We start from the raw sequence: 26536 nt of genomic DNA, 5'->3' as shown, positions 1-26536 counted from the left end.
TAAAACATGCAATCAAAACGTGCAGAAGTACGTATTATCGATACCACAATCCTGTCTGATGACTGGTATAGCCTGAAAAAGTACACCTTCGAACTGCAGCGTCATGACGGGGAGTGGCAACGGCAAAATCGCGAAGCTTACGATCGCGGTAACGGTGCCACCATCCTCCTTTATAACCGTGAAAAACGCACCCTAATCCTGACCCGACAGTTCCGCTTTCCTGTTTTTCTCAACGGGCATGACGGCTATCTCATCGAAACCGCCGCCGGTCTGCTGGACAACATGGACCCCGAAAACCGCATAAAAGCCGAAGCCGAAGAAGAGACCGGCTATCGGGTCGCACGCCCACAAAAAGTGTTCGAAGCTTTTATGAGCCCGGGCTCGGTGACCGAAAAACTCTATTTCTATATTGCCGAATATCAGCCTCAGGATCGCACCGGCGACGGTGGGGGCATTAAAGACGAAGGCGAAGATATCGTGGTTCTGGAAATGCCGTTTGAGGCGGCGCTACGCGCCATTGATGACGGCCTGATTGTCGATGGCAAAACCATCATGCTGATTTACCATCTCGCCCTGAAGGGCATTTTGTGAGGAAATGATGTCTAAAAAATTGATTTTGATTGCCGGCCCCTATCGTAGCGGCACCGATGGCGACCCTGCCCGTATTGAGGCTAACCTGGCGAAACTGGAGGCGGCGGCGCTAGCGGTGTGGGAGCGTGGGCACATACCGCTGATCGGCGAGTGGCTGGCACTGCCGCTGGCAAAGGCCGCCGGTTCGCAGCAGCTGGGAGATGAGATAAGCAAAGCGATGCTCTATCCGGTGGCGCACCGGTTAATTACCCGCTGCGATGCCCTCTATCGTATCTCCGGCGCATCGCGAGGAGCGGATATGGATATTGAGGTCGCCCGGGAGCACGGTCTGACCGTTTATACCGAGCTTGACGCGATCCCGCAGGCATAATAAGGCGGACAGAACGGGAGTTCTGTCCGAATCATCTACACTTGCTGTGTTCATAAAAACAGGAGGCGCTACAATGGATGACTGGAATCCCACCTTATATCTGCACTATGGCTCGGAGCGTACCCGCCCGGCCATCGATCTGCTTTCCCGCGTAAACGTCGAAGCCGCTGAGCAGATTGTCGATCTCGGCTGTGGCCCGGGCAACAGCACCGCCCTGCTACATCAGCGCTGGCCCACGGCCCATATCACCGGGGTCGATAGCTCATCCGCGATGATTGCAGAAGCCAGCCGCGCCCTGCCCGACTGTCACTTTCTGCAGGAAGATATCCGTCACTACCGCCCGGATCGCCCCCTGGATCTGATCTTTGCTAACGCCTCGTTACAGTGGGTGCCAGACCACTACGATCTGCTGCCGAAACTGGTCTCGCTGCTAAAAATGAACGGCGTGCTGGCAGTGCAGATGCCGGACAACTGGCAAGAGCCGACCCACGTCCTGATGCGCGAAGTGGCCTGGGAACAAGGTTACCCGGATCGTGGACGGGAAGCGTTACCGGGGGTGCATGCTTATCATGATATTTTGAGCGAAGCGGGATGTGACGTGACATTGTGGCGAACCACCTACTACCACCAGATGACGTCGCACCAGGCGATTATAGACTGGGTGAGCGCCACGGGCTTACGCCCATGGCTACAGGAGCTGAATGAGAGCGAACAGAAAAATTATCTGCACCGCTATCATCAGCTACTGGAAGAGCACTATCCGCTACAGGAGAACGGCCAGATATTGCTTGCCTATCCGCGCCTGTTTATTGTTGCCAGACGCGAACCCTGAGGTGAATCAGAATTGATACACCACGCCGACGGCGACCACGTCGTCGGTATTAATACCAGCTTCACGGGTAAACCGATCTTCATCAACCAGGTTAACCATATAATCTACAAATACGTTAATATTTTTGTTGAAGTTATAGGTCGCACCAAAATCGACATATTTAATCAGATCTTCGTCACCGTAGGTATTTCCGGATACCGCCCTGCCGAGATTTTTACCTTTTAATACATCATAAGCGACGAAAGGTTGCAGCCCAAAATCGAACAGATAACCGGCGTAGAATTCCATAATCTGTGATTTATTGGCGTAACCATAGGCACTGTCACTGGAGCGAGAACCAAATCGGGAGGCATTATAGGCCTGGGTAAACATCGCCGCTAAATAGATATTATTCGCATCATACTTAATGGCGCCAGAATACGCTTCGGCCCGTTTACCTTTACCCATAATACCGGCGGCGGTATTTTGTTCATTAGTACGGTCAGAACTCATCATCGAGCCCGCTACGCTAAAGCCCGCACCGATGTCGTACGTAACAGAGGCCCCGAAGCCGTCACCATTCTGGCGCAGTACGTCACGCACGCCCGGCTCCCCGCCGCCATCGTTTTTACCCTGATACTGCAGCGCAACGTTGAGCCCATCAACCAGACCCAAGAAGTCAGTGTTGCGGTAGGTCAGCACACCATTGGTACGGTTGAACAGGAACTGATCGGAACCGTAGGTCATGCCATCGAACTCTGGCTGCATGTCGGTATAGGCCAGCGAATCATAGACCACGCCCTTATTACGGCCGTAATCAATAGAGCCATAATCGGCGAATTTCAGCCCCGCAAACGCATAACGGGTGCGCGGGTTGTTGCTTTCGCCTTCGGATTTAGTGGCATCGATGTGCATCTGCCACTGGCCATACCCGGTAATCTGATCGTTAACCTGAGTTTCACCGCGGAAACCCAGACGCATATAAGTCTGGTCGCCATCGTTATCACTGCTGTTAGAAAAATAATGCTCTGCGGAAACTAAACCATAAAGATCCAGTTTGTTGCCGTCTTTATTATAAATCTCTGCTGCGTGTGCGGTTGTACAGAGCATGGCTGCGCTAATCAGCATGCTCAGTTGATTAATTTTCATTTTTTATACCCTGATAATCTGCCACTTGCCAAAATACAACCTGAAAAGGTTGCAGGGCATTATTGTTATCACTCCTGTAAATGTATGTAAAACAGTAAAAGCATTAGCGCACGGATCGTTAATTTTGCTTGAAATAAATTCACGCGAAAAGCGCACATATGGATAATGTGCGCCGTCATGATATAAAGCGGTAAAATAAAAATCAGGGGTGTTTATTTAAACAATCAGGTTCTGGCCTCTTTAAGTAATTGCTGAATAACCTGCTCCTGTTTTGCATAATCTCCTTCACCAAACGCGGTGTAACGGAGTTGCCCTTTGGCATCAAAATAGTAGTGTGCGGGCCAGTATTGATTACCAAACGCCGTCCAGATTTTGTAGTTATTATCTGTAACGACGCGGTAAGGGATTTGCCACTTCGCTACCGCCTTTTTCACCGAGTCGAGCGGTTTTTCCCAGGGGTACTCCGGGGTATGTACGCCAATGACTACCAGCCCCTGGTCACCATATTTTTTTGCCCACTCCCGGACATGCGGTAGCGTGTGTTGGCAGTTGATGCAGTCCCAGGTCCAGAAATCAATCAATACCACTTTGCCCTTTAACGACGCGGGGGTGACCGGCTCACCGTTAATCCATGCCGTGCCACCGCTGAGGGAAGGCATCGCGCTGGACGGGGCCGTTTCCACCACCGGCTGTAACTTCGCCGGTCGTGTGATATCGGGAGCCCATTGTAACAGGCGCTGCTCGACCCGATCGGCCACGCCATTTGCCCCCTGTAACAAGCTGTTCATCCCGCTGGCGGTGAGTACTACGGTGCCCAGCATCATCACACCGGCGGTTTTGCGCAGCCCTTCCATCACTCCGCCGCTGGCTTTCAGGCGAGTTAACACTCGCTGGCCACAAAAGGCCAACAGCGCCAGCATCACAGCGCAACCGCTGCCATAGGCTGCCAGAAGCGCTCCGGTGGTCAGGGCACTTTCACCAGCCAGGCCCAGACTGAGGATCGCCCCTAATATCGGCCCGGCGCAGGGTGACCACAGTAACCCTACCGCCATGCCTGCGAGCCCGGCGGAGACCAACCCGCGCGTTTTATGGCTCTGGTCATTAAGCACATTCCCCAGCTTCAGCGCGGGGCCCGCCACGCGCAGGGCTACGCCCGGAAAAATCAGCGACACGGCGGCCATTGCCAGCACCACAAGGGCCAGCCAGCGCCCCACCAGCGTGGCATCAATTACCCAGTCGCTGGCGACGGTGATAAGCCCGGCAACCAGGGTAAACATCATTACCATGCCAGCCAGCATGGCGGCTATCTGCCGGGGCTGGCCACGAAATCCGGCAAAGAGCAGCGGGATCACCGGCAGCGTGCAGGGGCTGAGCAGGCTTACCATGCCCCCAAAAAAAGCGATTAACAGCGTCATATCGACCTCACTAAGCAGTTATCTGCAACGGCGCAGTGGGACTATTACAGCGGAGTGATGTGTGCGGGATATGTGCAGAAAGGCGAGATTTGTCAGCCTGGGTATCTACGACCCAGGCTGATACAAAAGACTACATTTGCGTGGCAGGTAAAGTCACGGTTACTGCCAGTCCTCCCTCCGGGCGGTTAACGAGCTGCAGTTTTCCGCCCATCTGGCCGGTGAGCTGGGCGGCAATCGCCAGCCCTAACCCCGTCCCGCCCGTTTCGCGATTACGGGAGGATTCCACCCGATAAAAAGGCTGCAGCACGGCGGCCAGTTCATCCTGCGGGATCCCCGGTCCGTTATCGGCCACAACGATACTGACCTCACGAGGAGCAAAGTTAAGCGTCACGTCGGCGGCATCACCAAATTTCAGGGCATTATCCAGCAGGTTAGTCACCACCCGGCGCAGGGCTTGCGGTCGTGTCGTCAGCGGTTGCCCAACGCCGCTTGCACGAAATTGCACGTTTTTCCCAATGTCGAGATAGTCGCACACCATAGTGTCAATAAAAGCGTGCAGATCAAGACGCCGGGGCGTCTCTTCAGACGATCCGGACGAGCGGGCAAAGGCGATCCCCTCTCGCACCAGTCGGGTCATATTATCCAGATCGGCGGTCAGCTTATCGCGCAGCTCTGGCTGATCGGCCATTTCGACACGCAGTTTCATACGGGTAATCGGGGTTTGCAAATCGTGGGAGATGGCGGCCAGGATCTGCGCCCTCTCCTGTAAATACGCCTGGATTCGCTGCTGCATGGCGTTAAAGGCCCGCGCAGCCTGTCGCACCTCCAGCGGCCCCTGTTCGGCCAGCGTCAGGGTCTGGCTGGCTGGCTCCAGCGCATCCACCGCCCGGGTGAATCGGGTAAACGGACGCACCACTTGCCGTACCGCCAGCCAGGAGCAGAGCGCTACAAGCAATACCTGCAGGATAAACACCACCGGTAACCAGCGGGCCACCGGCGGCATGCGCGGGATCAGATCGATGGTAAGCGGCGCGCCGTCGCGCAGGGTGACATGAGCCTGAATGTGCGACACAGGCCCCGGTACGGCGGTAAAGCGCAGCGGGTAGCGGCCCGCAAGGGTGTCGGTAATAGTGCGTATAGCATCCCGGGATCGGGCGTCGTGCGGCGGGTTGCCGGGCTCCCCCTCGCCCAAAAGGTAGCGGTAATTGCCCCGCGCCAGCTGGGGCAGCCATTCCGCCCGCTCATCGGCAGGCAGCCTGTCGAGGATCGCCACGCTGGTGGCAACATCCTGCTCGAGGTTACCCAGCATCACGTTACGGGCGCTGGTCATTCTTTCGATCATCACCAGCGTCAGGCTCAGACCGTTGGCCAGCAGCAGTCCCAGCAGCACAATCAGCAGCAACCGATAGAGGAGCGAACGTGGCCAGAATTTCATTCTCGCGCCTCAACGATGCTGATCGGCATGGAGAAGACATAGCCTTCGCTGCGCACGGTTTTGATATAGGCCGGGGTACGGGCATCCTCGTTCAGGCGTTGTCGCACCCGGCTCACCAGCAGGTCGATAGAGCGCTCGAACAGCTCGGCGTCTCGCCCCTGGGTGAAGTTGAGAAGCTGGTCGCGGGTTAACACGCGCTGGGGGTGATCCAGAAATACCCGCAGGAGACGGTACTCCGCCCCACTCAGCGCCACGATTGTCCCTGCGGCATCCAGCAGATGGCGGGCGCTGGTGTCCAGCTGCCACTCCCCAAAGGCAATGATCCGCCCGGCTTCTGTCACCTGCAAATTGGGTGGCAGGGTGCGAAAACGACGCAGAATCGCTTTAATGCGCGCCAGCAACTCCCGGGCAACAAAGGGTTTCACCAGATAGTCATCGGCCCCCATCTCCAGCCCAAGGATGCGGTCCATATCGTCGCTGCGGGCGGTGAGCATCAATACCGGTAGATCCTGGTGCTTATCGCTACGCAGCTGGCGGCAGAGCGTCAAACCGTCGTCGCCGGGCATCATGACATCCAGCACCACCAAATCGATATGTTGTTTATCAAGCACGGCGCGCATCTCTTTGCCGTTGGCCGCCCCGGTCGCGCGGTAGCCCGACTTATGCAGGTAATCAACAATCAGTTCACGAATATCCCTGTCGTCATCGACGACAAGGATATGGTCAGCTGCATCCACGGTAAGCTCCTGTTAATAAGGGATACGCAGAAATTAGCATAGTTTGCTTAAAGATGGTCCGCATCCACCACGGCCTGAACAAAATCGCGCGGATCTTCCTGCGGCGGGTTGTGACCTATATTGCCCGTAAAGGTGCGGTGCTCATATTTGCCGGTAAATTTGGCGGCATAGGCGGCCGGCAGCGGATGCGGTGCGCCGTTGTTATCCCCTTCGATGGTAATGGTAGGCACAGTGATAACGGGCGCCGCCGCCAGTTTTTGCTCGTAGTTGTCGTATTTTTGCTCGCCGCGCTCAAGACCCAGACGCCACCGGTAGTTGCTGATGGTGACCGCCACATGATCCGGGTTATCCAGCGCTTTAGCGCTGCGATTAAAGGTGGCATCACTAAATTTCCAGCCCGGTGAGGCCAGAGTCCAGATCAGCTTCGCAAAGTCGTGGGTGTTTGCGGCATAGCCCTTCTCGCCGCGTTCGGTAGCGAAGTAGAACTGATACCACCACTGTAATTCGGCCTGCGGCGGCAGCGGTTTTTTACCCGCCTGCTGGTTACCAATCAGATAACCGCTCACCGAAACCAGCGATTTGACCCGATCAGGCCACAGCGCTGCCACGATATCCGCCGTTCTGGCGCCCCAGTCGTAACCAGCAAAAACCGCCTGCTTGATGTTAAGCGCATCCATCAGATTAATGACATCTTTCGCCATGGCGGCAGGTTGCCCATTTCGAGGGGTTTTCGAGGAGAGAAAACGGGTGGTACCAAACCCGCGGTTATAAGGAACAATGACGCGATAACCTTTCGCCGCCAGCGCCGGGGCTACCTCGGCATAGCTGCTAATGTCGTAGGGCCAGCCGTGCAGCAAAATCACCGGTTCGCCATTTTTTGGGCCGATATCAACGTAACCGACGTTCAGGTCACCGGCGTTGATCTGATGCAGCTGATTAAATGCGGCATGGTAATCCGTCCCTGCCGCTTCGGCCTGACAGGCCATCACGGTTGAAAGAGAGAGGGCTGCGACCAGGGTTGAATAAGCCAGTTTGTTTTTCATTTGTCTGTCTCCGGGTTGTGTTTACCCGGACATAACAACATGCCAGTGTAAGGATAATGTGTGCACAACCGGGCCGAACTGCATGCCTGCGTATCGGACCCGGCGCTATATACACTGTGATACAAACAAGGGAAAAATTTAGAGGGTGATGGCCATATTGACGCAGCGCAACTCGGCGCGGGCCATTGCCGACGGGTGCATACTCTCACCCAGCCACTCAAACCCGTGGCGCAGGTAAAAATCGGCAGCATTCGGTGTCGCTTCGAGTGTCAGGCGGGTTATACCCCGCGCGGCCGCCTCCTCTTTAATAGCCGCAATAATTTGCGATGCCAGCCCTTTGCCGGTGTAGCCTGGCAGGGTAAAAATCGCTTCTACGCTCGCAGCATTCAGATCGAGATAACCGCTGGCGACCAGTACGCCCTGGGCATCGATAACATAAAACGGGTTATCGATAATCATCTTACGGTAATGTTCGGGCATGGCCTCTGGGGTCCAGTTACGGATAATCTCCGGGCTATAACTGCTGACACAACCGTGGCGGATCGCCAGATTGCGCAGATTCCACAACGCTTCGGCTTCATGCGCCTGCGCTTTTCTCAACTGCATCGTCTCTCCTTATTGTTGTTATTTTTGGTTATGAAACACAGGCGTTTGCGATGTGCGGTTTCAAATGAACACCGCGTGATCCGCGTCGAGACGCGTAACAATGTTTTAACATGAAAAGGCGGCAGGATGTCAGAGCCAATATTCAGTGCCGGGCGAGAAATTGCGTAATGGCAGCAACCACCCCAGGCGCCAGCGGAAGCGAGGCATCTGAATAAGCCGCCATGTTTTCTTGCAGGCTATCGGAGCGAACCGACTTCAGTACATGATTGGTATCCGGGAGCAGGACCAGAGTGGCATTGGGGTTAGCCGCGCTGAGGCGCCGGGCCTCCTCCGGCTCTACTTGCAGGTCGCGCTCGCCCTGTAAAATCAGCAGCGGTTTGCGCACGGTAGCGATCATGGCCTGCGGATGGCGGGAAAAGAGATCGATAAGAAAGCCTTGAACAGCGGGATTAAAGAGGCTTTGCAACGCCGGATGGGCGTGTGCAACATCGACACGGCAACCCTGCTCGAGCCCGGCAATAATAGCGCTGCCCTCCTCCTGAAGCGCGGCGTTTGCCAGCTGCTGACGCAAGATTTCACCCAGCGGACGCGCTGGCGTTGCGACCAGCATGACCCCTTTTACCTCCTCTTCCTGCGCAGCGAGCGCCACGACGCCGCCTTCGCTGTGGCCCAGTAGCCAGACGGCGGCGGTAGGCACTTCGCGTTTTAGCACTGCTATCCAGGCACGAACATCATCAACGTAGTCCTGCACTGTTACCGCATTGGCATCAGGCACGGCGGATGCGCTGGCGAACATCCCGCGCTTATCAATACGGAGCGTAGCAATGCCGTACGCGACCAGCGCCTGGGCCAAATGTCGATAGGTAGACGCACTCACGCCCAGCGGGTTATTGCCGTCCCGATCGGTGGGTCCGGATCCGGGAAGAATGAAAACGACCTGTTGAGGAGAAGGGACCGGCGAGAGTAACGTTCCCCTGAGCATACCGCAGGGGCCCTGGGCTTCCAGAAGCGTTTCGATAGTCGTGTCTGGCATAAGCGTGAAACCTGCAAAGGTTGCGAAGCTAAACAAAGAGATATCCGTAAGAGATAAAAGGATATCCCTCTGTTTGTCATAGCACAACGAGCCGTTTTCAGCCGTGAACCGTCAATCCGACCAGACGGCTCACCACCGGACGGACCACGAGGATGCAGAAAAAGGCCGCCGGCATGGCAACCTGATAAGCATTCATCACATTTTCCATGTAATGCGGGCCGGCGCCGAATTCAGCCAGGGTAATAACCAGGCTCATCAGAAAGGCCATAATGGTCGCCATATAGAGTGCGAAAACGTAAGGTGAGGCGTGCTTTGGCAAGCGAATACGGGGAGTTCTGTTTGCGATGGTGTCGTTCATGAACCGTCCTTCTTGATTTTGTCAGGTGAAAACAGCCGCTAAACTAACAAGTTAAGCGTTCTCTCAGTAGAGCGGCTGTGCTTTAATCATTATTAAGAGAATGTGATGAATAGAACCTCGGAGACGCGATGGACGTGTTAGGGCTAATCAGCAATTTTATTCGGGTGGTCGAGAATGGAAGCATCGCTGCCGCGGCGCGGGCAAAAGGAATGAGCCCGGCGGCGGTGAGCCAGAGCTTATCCCGGCTGGAGTCGCATTTAGGGGTGCGTCTGATTTCGCGCACTACCCGGAGCATGACGTTAACCGAAAACGGAAAACGTTATTTCGAGAAAGTTCGACATATACCGCAGGATATTGAGATCGCTTCGCAGGCCGCAGCCACGGAGAGTCGACCGCAGGGCCCGCTCTGCATAGCCACAACGGCCGCGTTTGGTCGCCATGTTATCGCCCCACTCATGCCGGCTTTTAATCAGGCTTTTCCCGATATTGAGGTCGAGCTGATCGCAACCGACCGTAACGTCGATCATCGCCTTGAAGGGGTGGATGTGAGTATCCGCATCGAGGCGCAACTTAACGATCAGCTTATCGCCCGAAAAATCGCCTCCCTCCCCTTTGTATTCTGTGCAGCACCGGCCTATCTGGCGCTTGCCGGTACACCCAGCACGCCGGACGAACTGAGCCATCACGCCTGTCTGGTATTTCGTTATCCCACAGATGGACGTTTCCTTCCATGGACATTCGCCGTCAACGGCCAGCAGGTTAACGCCAAACTCAACCCAAAATTTATCAGTGATGATATTGATATTATTGCCAGAATCGCCGTCAACGGCGGCGGGATAGCGCGTCTGGCAAGCTTTGTCGCACAGCCCTTTATTGATAATGGACAGCTGGTCCCTCTGTTCTGTCACGATACGGAATCCGTGCCGATGACGATTTTCGCCTGTGTTCATGAACGATCGGCGCTGAATGCGAAGGTCAGAGCGTTTATCGAATTCTTAGAAGAGGCAATCCGGGAGTGAGTCATGGCCTGGAGGGCCGGTGAAACGTCATAGCCTTGTACTCATTTACCATTGTTATTAGCGCTTTACGCAGGGCTAAAAATGTTCAATGCTTTTCATGGCAGCATCTGACCATAAACTCCGGGAGAAGAGTGTGATAGTAGAAACGAAACGCCTGCAACTTCGGCCTGTCACAGAGACCGATGCACAAACGCTGTTCAGCATTTATGGTGACCCGGCGACCAATCAATTTAACCCCGCAGGCCCCTATCCCTCTCTCCAGCATGCAGAAGCGGTGCTTGAACGCTGGCTCACGCACTGGCGCGATAAGGGATTCGGCAACTGGGCGATCGCGTTACGCGAAAATCCTGAACAGATCATTGGCTTTGGGGGATTAAGCATCAGCCGTTATGCCGACATCACTATCAATAATCTCGGATATCGTTTTGCCACCGACGCCTGGGGTAAAGGACTGGCAACAGAGTTTTCTCTCTCTGCCGTGCATTACGGCTTTGAGACGCTCGGACTGAGTGACATTTCTGCCGTGGTACGGGGTAACCATCTCGCATCGCAAAAGGTGCTGATGAAAACGGGGCTGACCTATAGCCGTGAAGTTGACGACGTGAAGAACGCGCCCCCGAGCCTGCTCTTTACTCTTTCACGAGACGATTGGCGCAAGCGTAATCCACTGGCTATGTTCTGAACTGTTTGAATTTAAGGAGTAATGAGAGATGAAAATCGTGTTTATTCCCGTGCTGGTGGCAAAAAAGAGAAGATCATGGAGCATAAATGTTGGCCGCAACGGGCCTTTTGACCGGATGGCAACGTTTATCCCTGGCTGCGCAGGCGGATAAGACACGATGAAAAACAGGCTAATTTCTCTGCTTTTATTCCTGACGGGAGTGCTATGTATGAGTGAGGCAATGGCTACAACACCAGAGCAGATGGTAGTGGCATTTCAGCATGATTATAAAATCTGGAACGATGAATCCTTCCAGAATCGTCGTCCAGATGATGTCAATGCGATGAAAACGGCGGAGCAAAATTATGCCGCACTGCTAAAAAAATATACCCAACCTGACTTTCACGGTGAGCCCGTCGCGTATGGTTCCGACGCTTCGCACGACCCGGCGCGGGAGAAAATTATCGGCAAAAACATTCAACAGCAGGAGGCGGTTATCACCACCCAGCTGTCGGCTGAGTACTATTCGCCCGTGTATGAGTACCATTTTAAGCAGGAGAAGCAAAAATGGTATTTAACCCAGATTTACCTGGTGGATGAGGACGGGAAATATCCCAGCCTGTGAGATAACTCGCCGGGAATCGCCTGGCGGATTTTACATCAATTAAAAGCGCATCAACATAGCGACACGTCGGGCGGGATCGAACCCGCTATTGATTTCATCGGTGATCCGATCCGCCAAATGACACGGCCTTGCTGACCCTTCGATTATTTCAAAACCCAGCGTCGCGTAAAAACGCGCATTAAATGCTGCCAGGCGATCGGTTGTCAGGGTTGCCCCAACAAGACCACGGGCTCGCCCGGTATCAAGTATCGCCCGCATCAACTGAGTCCCCACGCCCTGACGCTGCCAGTCAGGGTGCACATCCACTTCAGCAATATGGAGCCAGTTCTCTTCCATGCTGCCTGCCGCAAATCCGACCGGCACCGCCTCCGGCGTCAAAGCCGTCAGTAACACCCCTTCCTCGCGCAAGGCACCCAGTTCGTCCAGACTTGCCGCAGAGGCCTCGCCGCTGACCGCGCCGGCGAGCTGTAATGTATCAAATGCCGCCAATTCAATGGCGCGCAACGCGGCAAACTGTTCAGGCTGCGCGGGCGTAATGGTGATATTCATGATTCCTTTCCAGATAGCGGACAGGATAACGACGCTAATGCAGGTTAGTCCTGCGCGCAAGGCCTGGCTGGCGGCCCGGTTACGTCTGCCGATGGGATAATAAACGTCGAGGCGTGCCAGCGTTGCCAACCGCCCCGAACCGTTTCAGGTTAACTGGTAGTACTTATCAGGCAGGATGCGCGGCGGGATCTCTTGCTCGTCGTTCATCTGCAGAAGGTCTCTTTCCATCGCATTACAAATAGCATCCAGCGGCAGGTCATTGTTTTCAGTGCCGAAGGGCTCTTCCAGCTCTTCTGCCAGCGCATCGAGAGAGATAAAGGTATAGGAGATCAACACCGAAACGAACGGCGTCATGTAATGCAGATCCCCCACCAGGGCGAAGGGCAACATGATGCAGAACAGATAGACCGTGCGATGCAAAATCAGCGTATATGCGAACGGTACCGGTGTATTGGCAATACGCTCGCATCCGGCCAGCACCACAGACATATCATTCAGACGGTTATTGAGGCTGTGAAAGAGGATATCGGACAACTTCCCTTCCCGGCGCCGTACGGCCAGCCACTCCCCCATAATCAACAAAATGCGATTTGCCGGTGTACTGGAATCCATCGTGTGGCGCAGGTTTTCGGGTGACAGGTAGTTCGCCAGCTGGCTGGCCTGCGGTTGGCGGCGGAGCGACATACGCAGGCAGTGGGCGAAGGCAATCTGCAGACGCACGAATTCACCCAGTGCCGGATCATCGGGTAGCGTGTTTTTCACCTCGCGGAACAGCGAGCGGGAAGCAATCATCAGTTGGCCCCAGAGTTGCCGCGCCTCGACATAGCGTGAGTAACAGGCGTTGTTACGAAACCCGAGGAAGATCGCTATCGCCACGCCGAGGATACTGAATGGCGCTACGGTCAGTTTGATGCCGAGTGAGGTATACCAGGGCAACAGGATAATGACGGCAATAGAGAGCAAAAAATTAAGAAACAGGCGGGAGGAAATTTTAACCAGCACCGAACCGTGCCAGACAAATATCATCCGCAGCCAGTGCTGTTGAGGACGAACGATCATAGTCAGCTTCTGAAGAATTAAGAGCGGCGACTATTAAACGTGATCGTTGTCACGGTTGCAAGTATGTTAAAGAAGTATTGCGCCCTTGCCAGACCTCTGACAGCGCGCACGGTGCCCGACCTTAATCAAAAAAGCAAAATAGTATGTTGTAACTAATAGGATTACTGAAAAACCCGGCCGCAGCCGGGTACAGTTAAGGCAGAAGAATTAGCACAGTGGCTCCACCGCCGCACGCATCCCCTGGTGCAAAATCGCATCCAGGTCCAGCGTCACCTGCTCGACCAGACCTTTCACCTGCGTCAGGTCCTGCTCCCAGTGTTCGCTCACGCTCAGAACTGCAGTGACCAGTTGGCTGGTTGCGATCTGCTTATCACGATGCTGAGCCCAGAGCTGCTGGAAACGGGTCAGCCAGTGGGCATCATCCTGCACCGGGTAGGATTCGCCGTTACGTTCACCACGGTAGAAGGCAATCAGCGCAGCCAGCGCAAAGGTCAGGCGCGCCGGGAGTTTACCGCTCGCCTGCTGCCCTGCCAGCAACTGCGGCAGAATACGGGTGCGGTATTTGGTCATGCCGTTGAGCGCAATCGACAGCAGTTGATGCTTAATGTACGGATTGCGGAAACGCCCCGTCACCGCGCTGGCGAATGACTCCAGCTCATCGCGCGGCAGATCCAGCACCGGGATAATCTCCTGGTAAATGGCTTTCTCAACAAAGGCGCAGATCTGCGCATCATTCATCGCTTCGCCAACGGTATCCAGCCCGGCCTGGAAGGCCACCGGCACCAGCGCGGTATGCGCCCCGTTCAGGATGGCCACTTTGCGCTCTTTATAGGGTTTGATGTCATCCACAATCAGCACATTAAGCGGCAACTGGTCGAGACGCAGCTCGGCGGCCAGAGATTTAGGCCCCTGAATCACAAACAGGTAAAAGTGTTCGGCGGTGTCGAGGAAGGCGTCGTGATAACCCAGAGATTTCTCGAGCGCCGCCACTTCGTCACGCGGATAGCCCGTGACGATACGGTCAACCAGGGTGGAACAGAAGCTGTTGGCCTCGTTCAGCCATTGAGTAAAGGCCGCCGGCAGCGCCCACTCTTGGGCATAGCGCAGCACCAGCTCACGCAGCGCCTCGCCGTTATAGTCAATCAGTTCACAAGGAATAATCACCCAGCCTTTATCGCTGGCGCCGTTGAAGTGAGTAAAGCGCTCAAATAACAGACGGGTCAGTTTGGCCGGATAGCTGACGGCAGGCGCGTCGTCGAAGCGATCTCCGGCGTGGTAACTGATCCCTGCTTCGGTGGTGTTCGAAAAGACAAAGCGCATCTCCGGGTTGTGCGCCAGCTTCAGGAATTCATCGTACTGATCGTAGACGCTGATCTCGCGGTTAACGGAGCGGATAAGGCGCGCGTCGCTCACGGCTTCGCCCTGCTCATTCAGGCCGCGAATGATGGTGGTATACAGGCCGTCCTGAGTGCTGAGTGACGGGGGGAAATCACTTTTAATCGGACGCACAATCGCAATGCCGGCATTGAGGTCGGTATGCTCGTTTAGCTGATCAATCTGCCAGTCGATAAACGCGCGCAGGAAGTTGCCCTCACCAAACTGGATGATACGTTCAGGGTAGAGGGCACCGGGGAAATCACGACGGTTGAGTGTGTTCACTAGGGGGTTCCTTTTATGATTAGTCATACAGCCTGATAAGATTGGTGTAATAACTTATCAAAACTTTACGACCACTAACCCCCGTTTTGATCAAAGCTTGTAGCAATTTTGCTAAAGACTATAAAAATTTGCAGAACACCGAGGTCGCCGTCATTTCGCCGCCAGGCATCAGTGCATAGCGCGGGATCTCGCCCACTTTTTGCCAGCCGGTACGGGTATAGAAGGTTTCCGCCCCGCTGCCGGTGGCAGTATCCAGCACCAGCACGCTTTTATTGTGGGAACGGGCGTGCTGCTCGAGCGCCTGCATCAGCTGTAGACCGGCCCCGAGACGACGCGCATTTTCATGGACCAGCAACTTGGCGACATCCGCGCGATGGGGTTGGTTTGGCGGCTGGTCGGTAATGAGCTGCACCGTACCGATCAGTTCGCCATCGGCGCGGGCCGCGGCCAGTACAACGCGTTCGCCACGCCCAACGCTATCGGCAACGCCGCGCCAAAAATCGCAGGCCTGATCCTGGGTAAAGGGCAACATAAAGCTTACCGATGCGCCACCTTGTACGCAGTTGTGCAGAATGTCGGCTAAAGCGGGAAGATGTGTAAGGATTTGTTCACGCGAGAGAGATGAAATAGCGAGTGATGTGGTCATTATTTTCTCCATAATCAACCACATCAGCTTGCTCTTAACGTTTTATTAACACAAGAGGATTTACTTATGATACGCGCCCGGTACCGCGCTGCTGTTTCATGGAGTACATCTTCTCATCGGCGGTGCGTAACCAGCTATGCAGGTCATCGCGATCGTGATCAAACTCGCTCACCCCCCACGAGAAGGAGAGCGCCCACGGGTGCTGGGCGTGCTCATTCCAGACTGCCGCCTGTTCCGTTAGAAACTGCATTGCAATCCAGGCGCCCTTCTCATCACTGTTGGTAAAGAGAATGGCGAACTCATCTCCACCATAGCGCGCCAGCACGTCGGCCTCCCGGAAGGTGGCTTTCAGCAAATCGGCCATGGCCTTCAGGGCCGCATCGCCATCCGCATGACCATAACGATCGTTGATCTGCTTAAAACGATCCAGATCGAGCCAGGCCAGCGTCAGTGGTTCGGCGCGACGACGGGCGTTATTGATACCCCAGGTCGCCATATGGTGGAAGCCACGGCGGTTATAGAGCCCGGTCAGGTCGTCGGTGATGGCCGAACTAACGGCTGAAAACTCCACTTCTGCCAGCGCCGCCAGGTCACGCAGACTGGCGATATCCTGTTCGCTAAACTGTCGCGGCCGGTTGTCCAGCAGGCACAAAGCACCTACGACCGCCCCGTTCGGCAGGCTGAGAGGATAACCGGCATAAAAGCGGACCGGCGGGTCATCGGTTACCAGGGGGTTATCGAGGAAACGTTCATCTTTCAGAGTGTCTGGCACGATCAGCGCCGAGGATGAAAGAATGGTATGCCCGCAAAAAGAGATGTTCCGTGGCTGGGCAGCCTCGGACATGCCCACGGCCGACTTCACCAGGACGGTATGCTCGCTCACCAGATTCACCATGGCCATGGGCACATCAAATAACCGTTTCGCCAGCCTGGTCAATCGATCGCAGGTTGGGTGTAAATTGGCCTCAAGGAGACCTGAATCGCGCAGCGATGCAAGACGCTCCGCTTCGTTGGCAGGGAATATGGGTGGTTTCATGTCGTCTCCGGAGGGCGTCCTTTTTAAAAGCTTAGCGCATCTTGCAGTGAATCAATGGGCAAAAATGCGGTTTTTACCTTCCCGTTTCGCCTGATAGAGCGCGGTGTCTGCAGCCTGTAACCAGTCAGTGACACTCTTCATCTCTCTCGTGGCGCTGGCAATACCGATACTTACGGTACACAGCACCGGCTCATCGGCAACTTCATCAATAATAGCAGCGGCATCCATAATACGGGTAGCCACGCTCCGGGCCTCTTCGAGGGAGGTGTCAGGGAGTAAAATGACGAACTCATCCCCGCCCAGCCGCGCGGGAGTGTCGGTTGTCCGGGTAGCAACATGCAGAATATGTGACACTGTCACCAAAAGCATATCCCCTACTTTGTGGCCGAAACGGTCATTCACCTCTTTGAAGTTATCAATGTCGATAAACATCAGCGCCGATTCATGACAGCTTTTACGCAGTTTGTTCAGTTCATGATCGATGCGTGTTTCCAGCAGGCGGCGATTAGCGATATCCAGCAGCGGATCCATCATCGCGATGCGTTCCAGCTCACGGGATTTCAGGCGCAGGCGAATGGCAATGCTGTCGGTCAGCACGCTCAGCGCCAGGGAATAGACGGCAATCAGCGGCAGCGTGGCGTACATGGTACGTTGAGACACCTCAGCAACCAGTGCCATACCCTGAGTCAACCACGTCGCCAGAAATACGGCCACCATCAGCCCCAGCGCCTTTTTCATTAAGGGTACACCGCCTGCTGACAGGCGATCCGCCAGCAGGATGGTGGCAATGGTCACCGAAGGAAGCGGATTGGCGGCCATCATCGCAATCCAGAAACCGCCGGCCCCTGCATCGAGTATCAGGTTCTGGTGCTCGGTTTTAAGCGGCGTTGCGGAGTGACGTGAGCGCATCCAGGCGAGAGTTGGCCAGACAAAGGCATTCAGCGCCAGCAGGCCAATTAGCCAGCCGGAGCGGTGTTGCTCTAACAAGACGGAGCAGATAGGGATAAAGCAAAGAAAGGTGCCAAGGATCCGCATCAAGTACATGCGTTTGACGAACCGACTTCCTGGTATGCGGGGGGGCTTACTGATTTGGTCAGTTCCGTTCATTACACGTTTTTTCCGATACAATCACCCTGTTATAGTATTGGCGTTAAAAATACGTAGCAAGATATTTATCTGTTAAACAAGGATATAAACCCCGCAGCCAGACTGGTCTGCGCGGTTATACCTGTTCACGCGCGGTGGTATTCCCGGCAGGCTGAACCCTTTCGTTCAGTCGACCGCTGGTACGATTTCGTCCTGCTTTTTTCGAACGATAGAGATAATCATCCGCTTCGGTCAGCAGGCGGTTAAAGACCTCGGTGAGTTGCCAGGATTCAGATTTACCGCTTCCCAGGCCAATGCTGACCGTGATGAAGAGCGTCTGCCCACGCCAGTGGAAGGGATGCTGCTCAATAGAGGCCCGGATGCGTTCGGCCAGCGCATAGCCCTGCTGTGCCGAAGAAGAGTTGACGACCACCGCAAACTCTTCGCCCCCCATTCGCGCCACCAGGCCATCCTCTCCCACGGTGGTTTGCACCTGTTCGGCGAACTCGGCAAGCACCCTGTCGCCGCACTCATGACCATAGTTATCGTTGATACTTTTAAAGTAATCGATATCCAGCAACATCACCGTCAGGAAGCGAGGATGCCGGTGCGACTCCTCATGTTTGAGCGCTTCGTACAGTCCGGACCGGGAGTAAACACGGGTCAGAAAATCATAGTCCGCGCGCAGCGAGACCTGGCGGATAAGCGAGTTGATCGCCGCCACGCTCACTGCGACCATCACCGGACAAATCGCCATGGTAGCGACCCCCAGACGCGCCGAAAACATCATCGGCGTGGTAAGGGGCGACGTCACAGCGATATCAATAATCGAGTTGGCGATAAGCGTGATCTCTGTAGCACCGGTCATGAAGGTCAACAGACAGGTTGCCGGCACTGAATAGCGTACCGCACACCAGATGAGCGCAGGCAGCGGGAAGGCAAGGCTCCCGGCACCTCCGATCAATACGGAGGCGAAAACCGAGACGATCAGCGCCGCCACCGGCATCAAATTTTGCAGGCGAACCTGACGAGTCAATTCAGGCCACCGGATGGTCAACAGACAGGGCACAATCAGCACCCCGGTAGAGAACTGTTCACTGAACCAGTCGGCCACCGACGGCCAGAAGGTCTGACTGGCAATACCCACAGCACCCGCTGCCCCGATTAACGCACAAAACAGCGCAGCAACAAGACAGTAGCCAAACAGGCGCAGGGCGTTGAGCGGATCCGGCGTACCTTTATTGAGCCGTTTATCGCGGATCACCAGCAGCGCCAGGGTAACGATAAACGCCATATTCGAGAGGTTGATCACCAGCGAGGCGATACCCCAGTTGGTTGTGATGGCATCGTAACCCAGCATCGCCACGTATGAGATGGCGTAGTAGCGCAACCGGTTGAGGTAGATATAGCGGGCAAAAATTCCGGCCATCACGCCATTAAGCGGCCAGAAGACCGACAGCGCTTCGATCAGACGTAACTTCGCACCGATAAAGTAAAACAGCGTGGTTAACAAAAAGATCCACACCGCGTTACGTAACGGGTTGTTCTTAGCAAAGAAAGTAAATCTGAAGAAAGGAGAAGCTGACATTCAATCTCTATCCATATCACTGCTTGTGACAGACAATGATCTAGCGGCTGGCGGAAGTGTTAAAAGATTAGCATCAATATATAACACAGAGGTAACACTGCGGTACCCATCAACGTTTTGCGTTCATTTCCTGCACCAGCCAGAAATGAATGACTTGCACAACATAGTGCTGCTGCGCGGCGGTCAGTGCAACCCCTTCCGGAATATTATGCCATTTGGCAAGACAGCCCCGACAGCAGGTCGCGGTAGCATGCTGTGCAATAAACACAGGGTGTCCACGCATCGGCGTCTGTTTGCCATCCTTGGCCGGGCGCGCCGGGGCTAACCGTTTGGCAATAAAATCGGCCGCGTGCTGATCGATAGTTTCTGCCCCTTTATCCCAGCAGTACTGTCGCTCTTTCACTCCCAGACGAAAACGGGAACGAAACGGCGAACGTGCCAGCCGGGTAAACAGCGGAGTAAAATCAGTCATTAGTATACAGAACGCCCCAGTCGGTGGGTGAGCTGCTCCAGTGCCGCCACCCCCGCCAGTGAATTACCCGTCTCGTCCAGTTCGGGGCTCCAGACGGCAATAGCCATCTCATGGGGAACAATCGCTACCACGCCGCCACCCACGCCCGATTTTGCCGGCAGCCCCACGCGCCAGGCAAACTCCCCGGCATTTTGATACATGCCGCTGGTCGCCATCAGGGCGTTAATCTGCCGTGCCTGTAGCGGTGACACCACCTCCTGCCCCAAATGGGGAGCCGAACCCTGGAGGGCCAGAAACAGGAAGGTGCGCGCCAACTCTACGCAGTTCATCCGCAGCGCGCAGTAGTGGAAATAGTTTTGCAAAACGGTGGTCACGTCGTTGTGGAAATTGCCAAACGACTTCATCAGCCAGGCAATGGCGGCATTGCGCGCCGCGTGTTCAAACTCCGAACGGGCTACGGTGGTGTCGTAGGTGATATCCGACTGGCCGCTGAGCTGGCGCACAATTTCCAGCATCCGCTGACGCGGCGCGCTGAGGCGGCTTTGCAGCATATCGCACACCACCAGCGCCCCGGCGTTAATGAAGGGATTGCGCGGTTTTCCCTGTTCCATCTCAAGCTGGAGTAGCGAGTTGAAGGGCTGTCCGGAGGGATCTTTTCCCACGCGTTGCCAGATCTCGTGCTCGTCGTACTGGCGCATGGCCGCTACGAGGCTTAGCACCTTGGAGATCGACTGGATTGAGAAGCGTTCGGTGGCATCACCGGCCTGAAACTGCTGTCCGTCGAGGGTGCAGATGGCGATGCCGAGCTTATTGCCCTTTACCGAGGCCAGCGCCGGGATGTAATCGGCTACCTTACCCTGCCCCAGTAATGGGCGCACCTGCGCCAGAATCTCTTCCAGCATCTGATTGTCGATGACCGCAGCCACGTCTTACTCCTTGCTCACAGCCCAAAAACGGGCTGGGAGTATACCAGAGGCAAATGTATTGCGTCAGGCTGGAAGTCGAAAACGCGAAACCGCCTGAATCAGCAAGCCCGACTCATCATGCAGGCGTTGAGACGCTTCGGTGGCGGTGTTCACCAGGAGATCGGTTTGCTGCGCCACGTTGTTCAACCCCTGCAGCTGGCGGGTCATATGGTGAATGCTCTCTCCCTGGCTCAGGGTCGCCACCGAGATATCATTCAGCAGGCTGCAGAGATTCCCCACCAGGCTCATGACCTGCTGCAGGTTATCTTCCAGCCGGGTCACCGCCTGCGAACCGTCATCGATCCCCTGCAGGGAGCGGTTAATCAGCTCCTGGATGGTTTGGGTCGAGTGGCTGCTCTTGCGGGCCAGCAGCCCGACTTCCCGCGCCACTACGGCAAATCCTCGCCCCTGATTACCGGCGTGAGCCGCCTCTATCGCCGCATTGAGCGCCAGAATATTGGTCTGAAACGCGACGTTATCAATCATTGCTACGATGCCGCGCATTTCAGACGAGCGCTCGACGATGGCCGCCATCGAGGCATTAACGGTAGCCATCATGCGATCCCCGCCTGCCGCCACCTGGCGGGCCTCGTCGGCGCGAGAACTGGCGAGCTTCGCATAGCCGGTGTTACCCTCCACGTGAGTCTCGAGGGTGGCGATATGGGCGGTGACCTCTTTCAGCTCTCGCGCCTGCAGGGTGGACTGGTGATATAACGCCCGGTTCCCCTCGGCCAGCGAGCCGATATTCTCTACCATCGCCGTGGTGGCGTCGCTCACCTGTCTCACCAGCTGCTGCAGGCCGCACTGCAAGGTATGAATGCTGTCATCCAGCTGCGAAATCTCCCGGTTGACCTGTTTTATCGCAGGCGGCGTACCTGAAAGATCCCCCGCGGCCAGCTGATTGATCCAGCCAATCAGGCCGCGCAGCGGTGTAATGACCCAGCGCGACATGCCAAACCAGACCAGTACGGCAATAGCCACCAGCAGCAGCGGAGCCAACATAAACAGCGTCTGCAGATTCGACAGGCTACTGGTCAGACGCTGGCGCCCCTCGGCGGCAAGCTGGCTACTGGTCTGCTGATAGCGCGCATAGTTGTCGTTAAAATCGGCCTGGAATGCCTGGGCCGGTACAGCGAAGAAGGCGTCAATGGACTGCGTTTTCACGAGCCCTTCCGCCTGCTCCTGAATCGCACCGAAGAAGAGTTGATAGCTGCTCACCAGCGCGTCGTCCTGTCGCGGCTGCATTGCCTGCCAGCTCGCCCAGGCCTTTCCCGAAGCCGCCAGGGCGCTCCGTGCCTCGTCCATCAGGCTTTGCCAGCTCCCTTCAGAACCCGTCTCTTTGTCCTGCATAAAGTAGACCCCGGCACGGTTGAGCAGATCGCTTGCCGACAGCAGAGCGATACGCGCCTCGTCGAGCTTTTCCTGCTGGGTCAGGGCGAGTTGATTTCGTTGATCGTTGCGCTGGGCGTCGCTCAGCGAGAACGTAAGCAGCACGGAGGAGGAGATTTGCAGTGCGGAAAAAAGCGCAATAATACAGAAGATCCCCGCCAGCAGGCCAAACTGCCGTGGCCTGAGTCGCTGAACAAGGGGACGAAAAATTTGCGTTAGGTTCATATTTGTGTTCTGTAACAAGACGTTAGACGCCAGCGAGTCTACGGTTTATAAATGACAGAACTATTTCAGCAGCATGACAAAGGCCTGCGATCTGCAGGCCTTTACCGGGTTTTGTTACAGACGATCTCTCCAGACTGTCTGCACGTTACAGAACTCATGCAGACCAAAGTGGGACAGCTCGCGACCGAAACCGCTCTTTTTCACCCCACCGAACGCTACGCGGGCATCGCTGGCGCTAAAGCCGTTGATAAACACCCCGCCGCACTCCAGCCCATCCGCAAACTGCTGCGCGGTGGCATCGCTGGTGGTGAAGACCGTTGCCGACAAGCCAAAATCACTGTCGTTAGCCAGCGCCAGGGCATGGGCGGCATCGTTCGCCACGGTGATGGCCGCAACCGGCCCGAACAGCTCCTGGCGAAACGCGGTCATTGCAGGCGTAACGTTACCCAGTACGGTTGGCGCATAGTAGTTGCCCTCGCCCGCTATTTTCTCGCCGCCCAGCAGCAACGTCGCCCCTTCGGCCAGGGAGGTCTGAACCTGCTGATGCAGTTCATCACGCAGATCATAACGCGCCATCGGCCCGATAAAGGTCTCTTCCTGCTCCGGCGCGCCCATCTTCAGTGCGGCGGTGGCGGCGACGAAGCGCTCGGTAAATGCCCCGGCAATGCCTGCTTCCACAATAAAGCGCTTGGCGGCGGCACAGACCTGCCCGGTGTTCTGATAACGCCCCGCGACCGCCGCTTTGACCGCCAGATCCAGATCGGCATCGTTAAGCACGATAAAGGGATCGGAACCGCCCAGCTCCAGCACGCATTTTTTCAGCGCCGCCCCGGCCTGGGCGCCGATAGCGGCCCCGGCGCGTACGCTACCGGTGACGGTCACGGCGGCGATACGCCGATCGTTAATCGCCTGGCTCACCCCTTCGTTGGTGGCGTTGATCTGGGCGAATACCCCCTGCGGGAAGCCGGCGGCGGTAAATATCCGGGCGATCAGATCCGCGCATCCCAGCACGTTGGGCGCATGTTTTAACAGATAGCTGTTACCGGCAAGAATAATCGGTACCGCGCCGCGTAATACCTGCCACAGCGGGAAGTTCCACGGCATCACCGCCAGAATCGGCCCCAGGGGACGGTACTCAATGACCGCTTTTTCCACCTGCGTGGCTTCAGGGCTCAGCATCGCCGGACCGTGATCGGCATACCAGTCGCATAGGCTGGCGGATTTCGCCACTTCGCCCCGCGCCTGAACAAGAGGTTTGCCCATCTCACGGACAATGGTCTGGGCCATCTCTTCGCCGTGCTGGCGCAGTGCCGCGCCGAGATCCCGCAGAAGCTGCGCGCGATTGGCCAGCGGTACGGTACGCCACTGGCGGTAGCCCGCATCAGCATTGGCGATCGCCGTCTCAACATCAGACGCCGTGGCCCACGGCCAGCGGGCAAGGGTTTCACCGGTCGTCGGATTGACCGAAAAAGCATGAGTAGCTGAGGAGTAGTTCATCTTGTGCTCCAGTGAATAACAGTTGCCTAAGTGTGGCCTGGTCTGCTATTTCTGAAAAATGAATAATATTGACCACCTTTTTCACGAATCGAGAATGGTATGGATTTAACGCAGCTGGAAATGTTTAACGCCGTAGCTCAGACGGGGAGCATCACCCTGGCGGCGCAGAAGGTGCACCGCGTCCCTTCTAACCTCACCACCCGTATTAAACAGCTGGAGGCCGACCTGGGCGTGGCGCTCTTTATCCGCGAAAACCAGCGCCTGCGGCTTTCTCCTGCCGGGCATAATTTTTTACGTTACAGCAGGCAGATCCTCGCCCTGGTGGATGAGGCGCGGATGGTGGTGGCCGGCGATGAACCTCAGGGACTTTTCTCTCTGGGGGCGCTGGAGAGTACCGCTGCGGTGCGCATTCCCGCCTCGCTGGCGCAATTCAACCAGCGCTATCCGCGCATACAATTCGCTCTGGCGACCGGCCCCTCCGGCACCATGATCGACGGCGTACTGGAGGGGACCCTCAGCGCGGCCTTCGTTGACGGGCCATTAACGCATCCGGAGCTGGAAGGGATGCCGGTCTACCGGGAAGAGATGATGCTGGTGGTGCCGGCGGGTCATGCGAAGGTGGCGCGCGCCGCCGAGGTAAGTGGTCAGGACGTTTACGCGTTTCGCGCAAACTGCTCTTATCGCCGCCATTTAGAAAGCTGGTTCCATGCCGACCGGGCCACGCCCGGTCGGATTCACGAGATGGAGTCTTATCACGGCATGCTGGCCTGCGTGATTGCCGGGGCGGGTATTGCTCTGATGCCGCGCTCGATGCTGGAAAGTATGCCCGGACATCATCAGGTCGAGGCCTGGCCGTTGGCCGAAAACTGGCGCTGGCTCACCACCTGGCTGGTTTGGCGCCGGGGAGCAATGACCCGGCAACTGGAGGCATTTATAGCGCTGCTAAACGAACATCAGCCACCAGCGCCTTCTCCATAAAATGGCTTAGCGGATCGGCGGCGTAGGGCGGGAAAGCCTCGCAGAGCTGATATCCCTGCTGGGCATAAAGACGAATGGCGGCATCCTGCTTACTGCCCGTCTCAAGGCGGAGAGTATGGCAGCCGCGGCTCAGGGCTTCATCCTCCAGCGCCGCCAGCAATCGATTTCCCAGGTGCTGCCCGCGATGCGTCGGATCGATATAGACCCGTTTCATCTCGCCGGTACCGTCACCGTTCAGCACAATGGCGCCGCATCCCACGGCGCGTAGCTGCAGATCGCGGATCGCCATCATAATCAGGCTGTCGGCGGGCAGCGCCGTTAAATCGAGCAGGTGGTTACTTTCAGCCGGGTAGAGTTCGCCTTGATACCTGTCAAGCGCGGCAATCAGCGTAACGATGTCCGGATGAGCGGGTGATTCAGAGGTAATGGAATACATAGCAGGCTCCTTTTGTCGTTTTTCTCTACCCTACCCCTTCACTATGACGGGTTATTCATATTTTAAACTTATAGCTATCCGCGCCCGTTGCGCCGCCCGTTCCCGCGGCGTAACGTTGAAGGGAGTTAACGATTAAAACCTCAGGAAAAACAATGCACACCAAAGCCCGTAAAGTGATGATTATCGGCGCCGGTAATGTCGGCACCTCCGCCGCTTACGCCCTGTTAAACCAGAATATCTGCGAAGAGCTACTGCTGGTGGATCTTGATAAGGCGCGCAGCGAGGGGCACGCCTGGGATCTGGCCGACGCCGCGGCCTATATGCCGGGGATGATGACCATTTCCACCCGCGAAGTGAGCGACTGCGCGGATGTGGATATCGCGGTGATCACCGTTTCCGGCGGCGCGTTAAAGCCCGGCCAGACCCGGCTCGATGAGCTGACCGCGACGGCTAACATTGTCAAAAGTATTGTGCCGCAGATGATGGCGGGCGGCTTTAAGGGCATTTTCCTGATCGCCACTAATCCGTGCGACATCATCACCTGGCAGGTGTGGCAGCTCTCCGGCCTGCCGCGCAGCCAGGTGATCGGCACTGGCGTCTGGCTGGACACCACCCGTTTGCGCCGCACCCTTGCGCAAGCGCTGGATATTGGCGCCCAGAGCATCGATGCCTTTATTCTGGGTGAACATGGGGATACCCAGTTCCCGGTGTGGTCGCACTCATCGGTCTACGGCTCACCTATCGCCGAAGTTTATCAACGCCATACCGGCAATACCCTGGACTTCGACGCCCTGGCCGAACGCGTGCGCAAGCAAGGGTTTGAGATTTACGCCCGTAAAGGGTGCACCGAGTTCGGTATCGCCGGAACCATCGCTGAAATCTGCCGCAATATCTTTACTGGCAGCCACCGGGCGCTGGCGATCTCCTGCATTCTGCAGGGGGAATATGGCGTCGATGAGGTGGCGATTGGCGTACCGGCCGTACTGGCGCAGAGCGGGGTTCAGCAGATTATCGAACTGAAACTGGCGGAAGAGGAGCAACAAAAATTCCGCCAGTCGGTAGAGGTCATTAAAGCCAATATTGCTCGCCTGCCCTGAC

The 26536-nt window shown here is 56.1% G+C and carries 29 protein-coding genes; 9 read left to right on the top strand and 20 right to left on the bottom strand.

The features are described from left to right. The first annotated feature begins 6 nt into the window (after positions 1-6). The 3 genes from WFN75_RS06525 to tam all read left to right on the top strand — a co-directional run bounded on the left by WFN75_RS06525 (position 7) and on the right by tam (position 1793). Positions 7-591: a GDP-mannose pyrophosphatase gene (locus WFN75_RS06525; RefSeq protein ID WP_336995848.1), complete on the top strand. Its 585-nt coding sequence runs from the start codon at positions 7-9 to the stop codon at positions 589-591. Positions 592-598: 7 nt separating this feature from the next. Beyond that, a complete protein-coding gene (locus WFN75_RS06520) occupies positions 599-961 on the top strand; it encodes a DUF4406 domain-containing protein (protein WP_336995847.1) in 363 nt (120 codons plus the stop codon). Between the two features lie 73 nt (positions 962-1034). Further along, positions 1035-1793, top strand: a complete 759-nt coding sequence (gene tam, locus WFN75_RS06515) for a trans-aconitate 2-methyltransferase (RefSeq protein ID WP_325945835.1) — start codon at positions 1035-1037, stop codon at positions 1791-1793. 6 nt (positions 1794-1799) lie between these two features. Here tam and ompC read toward each other — a convergent pair whose 3' ends face one another. The 8 genes from ompC to WFN75_RS06475 all read right to left on the bottom strand — a co-directional run bounded on the left by ompC (position 1800) and on the right by WFN75_RS06475 (position 9548). Then, complete coding sequence (gene ompC, locus WFN75_RS06510) at positions 1800-2921, bottom strand: porin OmpC (protein ID WP_336995846.1); 1122 nt, start codon at positions 2919-2921, stop codon at positions 1800-1802. Between the two features lie 224 nt (positions 2922-3145). Then, positions 3146-4336, bottom strand: a complete 1191-nt coding sequence (locus WFN75_RS06505) for a cytochrome c biogenesis protein DipZ (protein ID WP_336995845.1) — start codon at positions 4334-4336, stop codon at positions 3146-3148. 130 nt (positions 4337-4466) lie between these two features. Further along, on the bottom strand, positions 4467-5771 hold the full coding sequence (locus WFN75_RS06500) for an ATP-binding protein (RefSeq protein WP_336995844.1): 1305 nt from the start codon (positions 5769-5771) through the stop codon (positions 4467-4469). Beyond that, positions 5768-6508 (bottom strand): response regulator, encoded by a 741-nt coding sequence (locus WFN75_RS06495; protein WP_336995843.1) that lies wholly within the window; start codon positions 6506-6508, stop codon positions 5768-5770. Before WFN75_RS06495 ends, WFN75_RS06500 begins: the two co-directional genes overlap by 4 nt. Positions 6509-6555: 47 nt before the next feature. Continuing rightward, a complete protein-coding gene (locus WFN75_RS06490; RefSeq protein ID WP_336995842.1) occupies positions 6556-7551 on the bottom strand; it encodes an alpha/beta fold hydrolase in 996 nt (331 codons plus the stop codon). Positions 7552-7689: 138 nt separating this feature from the next. After that, entirely contained in the window at positions 7690-8157 is a 468-nt protein-coding gene (locus WFN75_RS06485; protein ID WP_336995841.1) for a GNAT family N-acetyltransferase, read from the bottom strand. A 142-nt stretch (positions 8158-8299) separates the two neighbouring features. Then, positions 8300-9190, bottom strand: a complete 891-nt coding sequence (locus WFN75_RS06480) for an alpha/beta hydrolase (protein WP_233802456.1) — start codon at positions 9188-9190, stop codon at positions 8300-8302. A gap of 97 nt (positions 9191-9287) precedes the next feature. Next, positions 9288-9548 (bottom strand): DUF2798 domain-containing protein, encoded by a 261-nt coding sequence (locus WFN75_RS06475; RefSeq protein ID WP_046885629.1) that lies wholly within the window; start codon positions 9546-9548, stop codon positions 9288-9290. Positions 9549-9676: 128 nt separating this feature from the next. Between WFN75_RS06475 and WFN75_RS06470 the strand changes: the two genes are divergently transcribed. From WFN75_RS06470 to WFN75_RS06455, 4 genes are all read left to right on the top strand, one after another. Further along, a complete protein-coding gene (locus tag WFN75_RS06470) occupies positions 9677-10567 on the top strand; it encodes a LysR family transcriptional regulator (protein WP_207291753.1) in 891 nt (296 codons plus the stop codon). 133 nt (positions 10568-10700) lie between these two features. Continuing rightward, positions 10701-11249: a GNAT family N-acetyltransferase gene (locus tag WFN75_RS06465; protein WP_336995840.1), complete on the top strand. Its 549-nt coding sequence runs from the start codon at positions 10701-10703 to the stop codon at positions 11247-11249. Positions 11250-11277: 28 nt separating this feature from the next. Beyond that, entirely contained in the window at positions 11278-11400 is a 123-nt protein-coding gene (locus WFN75_RS06460; RefSeq protein WP_336995839.1) for a hypothetical protein, read from the top strand. 57 nt (positions 11401-11457) lie between these two features. Then, a complete protein-coding gene (locus tag WFN75_RS06455; protein ID WP_154298845.1) occupies positions 11458-11853 on the top strand; it encodes a hypothetical protein in 396 nt (131 codons plus the stop codon). A 39-nt stretch (positions 11854-11892) separates the two neighbouring features. On the opposite strand, the gene WFN75_RS06450 is transcribed toward WFN75_RS06455, so the two are convergent. The 11 genes from WFN75_RS06450 to sad all read right to left on the bottom strand — a co-directional run bounded on the left by WFN75_RS06450 (position 11893) and on the right by sad (position 24024). Further along, positions 11893-12402: a GNAT family N-acetyltransferase gene (locus WFN75_RS06450; RefSeq protein ID WP_336995838.1), complete on the bottom strand. Its 510-nt coding sequence runs from the start codon at positions 12400-12402 to the stop codon at positions 11893-11895. A 144-nt stretch (positions 12403-12546) separates the two neighbouring features. Continuing rightward, positions 12547-13461, bottom strand: coding sequence for a bestrophin family protein (locus WFN75_RS06445; RefSeq protein WP_336995837.1), 915 nt, complete (start codon positions 13459-13461; stop codon positions 12547-12549). A gap of 207 nt (positions 13462-13668) precedes the next feature. Continuing rightward, a complete protein-coding gene (locus WFN75_RS06440; RefSeq protein WP_336995836.1) occupies positions 13669-15120 on the bottom strand; it encodes a tagaturonate reductase in 1452 nt (483 codons plus the stop codon). A gap of 118 nt (positions 15121-15238) precedes the next feature. After that, positions 15239-15766 (bottom strand): GNAT family N-acetyltransferase, encoded by a 528-nt coding sequence (locus WFN75_RS06435; RefSeq protein ID WP_336995835.1) that lies wholly within the window; start codon positions 15764-15766, stop codon positions 15239-15241. Between the two features lie 64 nt (positions 15767-15830). Further along, positions 15831-16802 carry a sensor domain-containing diguanylate cyclase gene (locus WFN75_RS06430; protein WP_046885622.1) on the bottom strand — a complete coding sequence of 324 codons (972 nt, stop codon included), beginning with the start codon at positions 16800-16802 and terminating at the stop codon, positions 15831-15833. A 51-nt stretch (positions 16803-16853) separates the two neighbouring features. Beyond that, a complete protein-coding gene (locus tag WFN75_RS06425; RefSeq protein WP_212476155.1) occupies positions 16854-17846 on the bottom strand; it encodes a sensor domain-containing diguanylate cyclase in 993 nt (330 codons plus the stop codon). Between the two features lie 178 nt (positions 17847-18024). After that, positions 18025-19476: a GGDEF domain-containing protein gene (locus tag WFN75_RS06420; protein ID WP_336995834.1), complete on the bottom strand. Its 1452-nt coding sequence runs from the start codon at positions 19474-19476 to the stop codon at positions 18025-18027. Between the two features lie 109 nt (positions 19477-19585). Continuing rightward, the gene (locus tag WFN75_RS06415) at positions 19586-19948 is read right to left on the bottom strand and encodes a DUF4186 domain-containing protein (protein WP_207291761.1); all 363 of its coding nucleotides are present in this window, start codon (positions 19946-19948) and stop codon (positions 19586-19588) included. Then, on the bottom strand, positions 19948-20874 hold the full coding sequence (gene glsB, locus WFN75_RS06410) for a glutaminase B (protein WP_336995833.1): 927 nt from the start codon (positions 20872-20874) through the stop codon (positions 19948-19950). Before glsB ends, WFN75_RS06415 begins: the two co-directional genes overlap by 1 nt. Positions 20875-20937: 63 nt before the next feature. Further along, positions 20938-22527, bottom strand: a complete 1590-nt coding sequence (locus WFN75_RS06405) for a methyl-accepting chemotaxis protein (protein ID WP_233802465.1) — start codon at positions 22525-22527, stop codon at positions 20938-20940. 114 nt (positions 22528-22641) lie between these two features. After that, positions 22642-24024, bottom strand: a complete 1383-nt coding sequence (sad, locus tag WFN75_RS06400; RefSeq protein ID WP_233802466.1) for a succinate-semialdehyde dehydrogenase — start codon at positions 24022-24024, stop codon at positions 22642-22644. A gap of 99 nt (positions 24025-24123) precedes the next feature. Here sad and ptrR point away from each other — a divergent pair, with 99 nt between their 5' ends. Beyond that, positions 24124-25002: a putrescine utilization regulator PtrR gene (gene ptrR, locus WFN75_RS06395; protein ID WP_046885616.1), complete on the top strand. Its 879-nt coding sequence runs from the start codon at positions 24124-24126 to the stop codon at positions 25000-25002. Here ptrR and WFN75_RS06390 read toward each other — a convergent pair. Then, complete coding sequence (locus WFN75_RS06390; protein WP_336995832.1) at positions 24956-25438, bottom strand: GNAT family N-acetyltransferase; 483 nt, start codon at positions 25436-25438, stop codon at positions 24956-24958. The genes ptrR and WFN75_RS06390 overlap by 47 nt on opposite strands. Before the next feature lie 152 nt (positions 25439-25590). On the opposite strand from WFN75_RS06390, the gene WFN75_RS06385 reads away from it, so the two are divergent. Next, a complete protein-coding gene (locus tag WFN75_RS06385) occupies positions 25591-26535 on the top strand; it encodes an L-lactate dehydrogenase (protein ID WP_207291767.1) in 945 nt (314 codons plus the stop codon). Position 26536: the final 1 nt, after the last annotated feature.

The organism is Leclercia sp. UBA7405, from assembly GCF_037152215.1.
GTDB classification, from domain to species: Bacteria; Pseudomonadota; Gammaproteobacteria; order Enterobacterales; family Enterobacteriaceae; genus Enterobacter; species Enterobacter pneumoniae.
Note: the sequence above shows the minus strand (reverse complement) of the source record. Positions and strands in the feature narration are given on the sequence as shown.